This window comes from Limosilactobacillus sp. C0001E2 (genome assembly GCF_056590915.1).
Window position 1 is genome coordinate 22,258 of the sequence record NZ_JBWPXC010000011.1, and the last position, 6,374, is coordinate 28,631.

Below are 6,374 nucleotides of genomic sequence, written 5' to 3' on the forward strand. Positions count from 1 at the left end.
GATTGTTCGTACTTAAACTTTCCCTTGAACAGGTACTTCATCCATAAATTATTTATATTATTATGTGTTTTTCTATACCTACCTTCCCATTATATATGGTAAACTATACATAGTAATAACGTTATAAATATTCTAGAGGGAAAGTAACATGCGTGATAAATCTAATCATACTACTCAGTGGCTGATGGCTTGTGCAGCTGCCGCTTTTATGATGGGATATGCAAATATGATATCCGCTAATTCAACTGCATTAACCAGCCAAAATAATGAAGCCTCTACAGCTTTGACATCTGAATCATCAAAATCACCAGAAAATTCAAAAATTGCGAATAATAGCAAAAGTAGTTCAGATGATAAACAATTAAGCAACACGAATATGAACAATCATAATACCCCCACAACTACTACTCATTCTCAAATTAGCGGTGAAACTACCCATCAATTGGATATGAGTAAGGTTCATTACACAATCTCGATGCATATCCCGTTGAATCCTTCATTGACCTATGATGTTATTTACGTACCAACCTCACCAAATGACCTCTACTTTGGTAATGATCAGGCTCAACCAATTGCCACTCCTGTAGACGTTGGAACCTACAAAGTTTGACTCAGTAAAACTGGTTATGATAATGTGGCGGCTGGTCGAAACTTCTGGGTATCCACAAATGGAAGTAAGTTTGTCTTTTTCCCCGTCTGGGACGTTATGCCTAACATAAGCATTGGACCTTATAATCCATTGAACTTCGGTTATGGTACGTATACAATTACTCCTTATGACATTAAAGCTGTTATCACCGGGCACCAAACCTTTAATAATCCTGACCCTTCAACGGAATCTTTAATCCCTAGCAACTATCAAATTAGTTTTTCGGGTACTGACCCTAAGGATGAATCCTTTGATAAGGTCAGCAATGGATTCAAATACATTTTTCAAGATGGTGACCTGATGTTAGTGCCAACTCAAACTAGTGATTCTTATCAAGTTGCTTTAACTGAACAAGGATTATCAAATATTAAACAAGCATTAACCAAAGTTTTTCATAATGAGGCAAACAATTTTACACTTCAAGCTGACAATATAACAACTCAAGCAATTGCTCAAGTTCTTTAGCAACAACGCACTATCACGCGCACCATTATTTTAAATTATCCTGATAGGCAAACAAAACGATATCAGCAAATTGCTATTATTACCCGAAGTTACCAGTTAAATGATCAACATACTGGCATTATTTGGGGAGATTGGGATACTGGTAATTGGTCCAAGTTTACTGTACCGGAATATGCTGGTTATATACCAAGTCAGTCAACTGTTCCTGCCCAAATGGTAACTGTGGAAGACAACAATCAAACTATTAATATTACCTACCAAAAAAAGCCAGTTATTAGTCCAAATCAACCAGATAGTAATAAACATCAAAATCACTCATCAACAAATAAGCCAGTTGTCAATTATGTTCAAAAAGATATTAAACCTAATGCTAATTATCAATCTATGAACAATCCTCATAAACTACCTCAAACTGGTTATAAGAATAGTTCATTAACCGCAATTGGATTGGCTAGTATCTCACTACTAGGCCTTTTTGGGGGGGTAACTGGAATTAGAAAAAAGCATTAATATTCATTAGATAATGTTCACCTAACTGAAAAAGTCTCTATTTTAATCATAACCACCCGTAAAACGGGTGGTTTGCTCTGCGGCTATAAGCCGCTATGTACAGCCAGCGTCTCAAGGCGCTGGCTTTCTCTTTGTTCAAGCCAAAATGCTTTGACTCCTTCACTACTGCTTTAAGCAATGTCTGTAATACTTTACCTACCCTTAAAAGGGTCGGAATATTCAACCGTTGTTAATTTATTAATTACTTGATCATGTTTTTCTTGATCTCTAATGTACTTACGAATCGTAGATTCGTTCAATCCAACGGTGCTAATATAATATCCTTCCACCCCAAAATGGCGATCCCCATATTTGTATTTTAAATTGACATGATGGTCGAACATCATTAAAGCACTTTTCCCTTTTAAATATCCCATAAATTTTGAGACGCTTAGCTTGGGTGGAATGCTTAAAAGTAAATGAACATGATCAGGCATCATGTGTCCTTCTATTATTTGAACTCCCTTATATTTACATAGCAATTTAATATATTCTTGTAAATCTCTTCGATATTGATTGTAAATTACTTTACGTCTATACTTTGGGATGAATACAATGTGGTACTTACATAACCATTTTGTATGGGCTAAACTATTGAGTTTATTGGCCATAATTAATTAACCTCTTTTCCCTTATTAGATTTTGGCTTGAACACCTATATCTTAAGGCCAAAGAGGTTTTTATTTATATAACTGAAACTTGAAAGTACTCAAAAGGACCTTTATATCTATTCTTTTTTGAAAAACATGTAACAGTCCTTGCTATCTTCAGAGAAATTTGAAAACAATTTTTTAGAAAACGTTTTATTTGTGATTATTAATCACCTCCCATAGAATTAAGGTGTAAACAATATTAGGAGGTAATTATTATGGTTGATTATGCAAAACGCCAATTAAAGGCATTAGATCGAATTGCCAAAAAAATTGCAGATGCAGAGGGGCATATTACTAAAATTGAAGATAGTATTGATAATAAAAAACACCGAACTGCTCAACATGAGGTAATTAAAGATATTAAATCCATCTTGAAACACTCACGAAAGGTCAGCAAAGACGAAGAAAAAATTATCGAACATTCTGGCGAAGGTCATAAAGACTCAACGGAAAACCACTACATCTACATAGAAGATGAAGAACCAGTTATCAAGGATCTCGAAAAACACTATGAAGAACTTGAAAAAAATCTTGATGAACTTCCAGATAATGAAGGAGGAAAAATAAAGGCATTTCGAGCTGAACATAACTATCTAGAAAAGGCTAAATATATTTTACAAAAAGCTGGTAAATACGACGACTGAATGGAGGGGAGTTTAATGACTAATTACTCCAAACGCGAATTAAAAGATCTTGACCGAATGTTCAAAAAAATTTCTAATATTGAAGGCTATATTGCTAAATTAAATACAGAATTGCAAGCCAATCACGACCGAGCAACACAAAGAAAAATTAAAAAGAATATTCAGTCTATACATCATGGTATTAGCTCAATCATCAAAGATGAAGAAAGAATTACCGAAAACGCATGTCTGCAAAAACAACATAATGTTGAAAACAAATGGTATTTACGACAAAGTGAAACTCAACTAATTCGATTGGAGACTGCTTTAGACAGACTATATCATAATTTACAGAGTTTATCGTCGATAGAGATGAAAAAGCTTAAAGAAGTTTCATCAAAACTTAATATGGCTAAACTCATTATTGAAAAGGCCAATGCATCTCGAAAATATGCTTCAGCTTCGTAAATGAAATTTGAAAGTAATCAAAAGTTCATACGGTCTCATGAAGAACATTCAGAACGCAAAGTGCCGTAAATTTTTAGTTAAATCAGAATCGGTATATTGAACTTTGGCTTAAGTAAGTTTAAAATATCCAAATAATGATGATAGTTAATTACCGCAATTATATACCTTTAACCAACAGACTTTAATAAAAACTAAGCCCAAAAAACGAGGCTGGGAAATAACTATTAATTTCTAGTCTTTAATATAGAAAACCGAGGGGCTGTGACATAAGTCCCTTTTAATAAAAGAACCGTTCGGAATTTCATTTGAAATTCTGAGCGGTTCTTCCATTTTTTAGAATTATTGATAAAAATGGATAGCCTCCCAGCTATCTTTTTCATATTCAGTGCCATCAGGGCAATTCCAATCTGCCGTTTGGCTTTTTCAAGGCCACGTACTGTGAACCTCTTGAAACCCAAATAAGCCTTCAAATTACCAAAAACTGTCTCCACATCATACTTACGACGGGAGTAAGTGTCGGAATTTGAAAGCGACTCGCGTGCCTTCGACTTAAAATATTCCCATTGTGGGTTCACCATAATGTACTTAGTGTTTCCACGTGGCGTTAATGCTTGAGGAATAATTCGGTGATTCTCATCGTACTTCTCTGCTTGATATATCTTGAAGTCCCGGTGAAACTTGTATTTATCATTTCGGTATGCATACCGTTTGAAGTTAAAACGGACACCTTGTGGATTTACATAATAGTCATCGGCCGCATGATATTCCCAGTTCATTACCTTTCGATCATCAGAACGCCACTTACGACTATTTTCTTTAATCATGGTACTGTAGAATTAGGGCTGTACAATCAGGTAGCTCATCTTCAATATACTTATAGTTGCGTTCTGGGCGAGATTATTCAAGAATGGAATTAGTGTTCTAGTATCGGTTGGATTTTGCATGAGATCATAACCAAGTACGTACTGTGAACTAGTCATAATTTGAAGATTATACGCTGGTTTAGTTTGTCCATTACGCATCGGGGCTTCTTTAACCCGCATAAAAGTAGCTTCGTGATCAGTTTTAGAATAGCTATTCCGTGAACCAGCAATCTGTATTTGAGTACGATATTCTAGATTCTTTTGACGACAATGATCTAAAGCGTGAAGGTATTTTTTAGCGTGCCGCCGTTCTTGTTTAGCCGGGTTAGGCGAAACCTTAACGGTTTCGCTCACTCGTTGATTCAGTTCTTCGATTCGTTGTTCAAGAAGTGCAATGATAGTATCGAGCTGATCAATGTCAAAGTTATCCTCTGCAACGTTGATTTTAACTTCAGCTTGCTTAATTTCTTGAAGCAGTTTACGAGCTTTTTCGCCGTTTAATTCACTATACTTAATCGTTCGCTTTTTCCAAACAAAGGAATACTTATTCGCATTAGCAAGAATTTTAGTCCCATCAATAAACGAAGCCTCATCAATCATTCCTTGCGCCTTCAAATAATCGTGAAACTCTTTGAAACTACTTTGAATCATTTCCTCCAAATCCTGGGAAATTACAAAACGTGCAATAGTACGATAGGTTGGGCGATGTTCTTGAGTTAACCACATCGCCACAATATTTTCGCGAGCAAAACGTTCAATTTTCCGACAAGAAACGATCCCGTAACTATAGGCTAAAAGGATCAATTTTAGTAACATTCTAGGATCATATTCTCTTGGGCGACCCATGATGTTAGGCTTACGACTAGCACGGCTCTCAACTAATTGATTAATGTAACGAGCTGGATGATTTAATTCAGGTTCATAAGCTGTAGGTATGTTCAAACTAAGTTGATCAATGTTATAATGAGATTCCAATGTTTTATATCCTTTCGAGGGTATTTTTGAAGACATCGACGGGCTGGTCGATGTCTTTTTCTTTTACTAACACTTATTTTAAAGGAAAACGGAGTTAAATGAAATCCGAAGATTTCATCTAACTCCGCTTATTATTAGGGACTTATGTCACAGCCCCTCGGTTTTTTCCATTTTTTTAGGAATTTAGCTCTTAATGAGCCATCATTTTCCCTAATTTAGTTCAATTCATCGTCATTAAGACTAGCTCACCGTCAAACTTACGTCGACGATAAATTACTTGTCCTTCATCACTAGAGAGGGTCTCGTTAATTCGTTCCTTATAATAATTCCAAGTAAGATTTACCTGAATATAGCGCTGGCCACTTGGCGTCTTCGCTAACTGGTCCAATTACGCGGTGGGCTGCTTGTCAGCGCGATAAATCTTAAAGTCACGTTTAAAGCCATTTTTATCGGTTCGCTTACTATAACGATAAAAGCTAAAGTGAACTCCTAAATGATCAATATAGTAATCATCTTCGGCCTTATATTTCCAATTTTTCATCGGGTCATCTTTCATACACATCAAGGTTGCTTAATGATTAGTCAATGCCATTGAAAAATAAACGAATACTTGTTTAATCAAATAAATAGCATGTGAGTTTTGACTAAAATTATTAATTGTATGGTCGCTGTACGTATGATCGCGTGCCAGCCAACGGATTGGCAAATTTTCTACCAGCATTGTTTCAATTTGACGACCAGAATAAATTTGGCGTAAATAAGCAAATAACAGGATTTTAAGAAGAAGCGCAGGATGCGAACTCGGGCGACCGGTAGTCGCCACATTTTCCTCTAATAAGGCCTCTTGAGGAATTGAGTCAACAAAAGCATCAATTAATCGCACAATATGTGTTTGAGAAACATTGTAGTCATAACTTAGTACGAATTCGGTTTGTCCTGTGATATAATTTTGATACATTAAAATCATTCCTTTATTTTTGTGGTAATTACATGATATCAGGAACGATTTCCTGTGTATACATAAAGCCGGACGATGAATCGATTTTGGATTCGGCTATAATGCCCTCTGAGTATACAGATGAAATGGAAAATTCATCTTATATATTCGGAGGGCTTTTTCTATGGGAAG

Annotated in this window: 6 protein-coding genes and 2 pseudogenes; 5 read left to right on the forward strand and 3 right to left on the reverse strand. The window is 35.6% G+C overall.

What is annotated here, in order from left to right:
• Positions 1 to 148: 148 nt before the first annotated feature.
• The 3 genes from AC1EKL_RS08275 (at position 149) to AC1EKL_RS08285 (ending at position 1,624) form a co-directional block, all read left to right on the forward strand.
• The gene (locus AC1EKL_RS08275) at positions 149 to 610 is read left to right on the forward strand and encodes a hypothetical protein (protein ID WP_480190276.1); all 462 of its coding nucleotides are present in this window, start codon (positions 149 to 151) and stop codon (positions 608 to 610) included.
• Between the two features lie 96 nt (positions 611 to 706).
• Complete coding sequence (locus AC1EKL_RS08280) at positions 707 to 1,114, forward strand: MBG domain-containing protein (RefSeq protein ID WP_480189681.1); 408 nt, start codon at positions 707 to 709, stop codon at positions 1,112 to 1,114.
• 12 nt (positions 1,115 to 1,126) lie between these two features.
• Positions 1,127 to 1,624, forward strand: coding sequence for a mucin-binding protein (locus AC1EKL_RS08285; RefSeq protein ID WP_480189984.1), 498 nt, complete (start codon positions 1,127 to 1,129; stop codon positions 1,622 to 1,624).
• Positions 1,625 to 1,815: 191 nt separating this feature from the next.
• Here AC1EKL_RS08285 and tnpA read toward each other — a convergent pair whose 3' ends face one another.
• Positions 1,816 to 2,274: an IS200/IS605 family transposase gene (tnpA, locus tag AC1EKL_RS08290; RefSeq protein WP_480189682.1), complete on the reverse strand. Its 459-nt coding sequence runs from the start codon at positions 2,272 to 2,274 to the stop codon at positions 1,816 to 1,818.
• Between the two features lie 257 nt (positions 2,275 to 2,531).
• Here tnpA and AC1EKL_RS08295 point away from each other — a divergent pair, with 257 nt between their 5' ends.
• Together AC1EKL_RS08295 and AC1EKL_RS08300 are read left to right on the forward strand one after the other, a co-directional pair.
• Positions 2,532 to 2,960: a hypothetical protein gene (locus AC1EKL_RS08295; protein ID WP_480189683.1), complete on the forward strand. Its 429-nt coding sequence runs from the start codon at positions 2,532 to 2,534 to the stop codon at positions 2,958 to 2,960.
• Positions 2,961 to 2,975: 15 nt separating this feature from the next.
• Positions 2,976 to 3,407: a hypothetical protein gene (locus AC1EKL_RS08300; protein WP_480189684.1), complete on the forward strand. Its 432-nt coding sequence runs from the start codon at positions 2,976 to 2,978 to the stop codon at positions 3,405 to 3,407.
• Between the two features lie 224 nt (positions 3,408 to 3,631).
• On the opposite strand, the pseudogene AC1EKL_RS08305 reads toward AC1EKL_RS08300, so the two are convergent.
• Both AC1EKL_RS08305 and AC1EKL_RS08310 read right to left on the reverse strand, forming a co-directional pair.
• A pseudogene (locus AC1EKL_RS08305) lies at positions 3,632 to 5,245 on the reverse strand (transposase).
• Positions 5,246 to 5,483: 238 nt separating this feature from the next.
• Positions 5,484 to 6,203: pseudogene (locus AC1EKL_RS08310) on the reverse strand (transposase); the annotation flags it as partial.
• Positions 6,204 to 6,374: the final 171 nt, after the last annotated feature.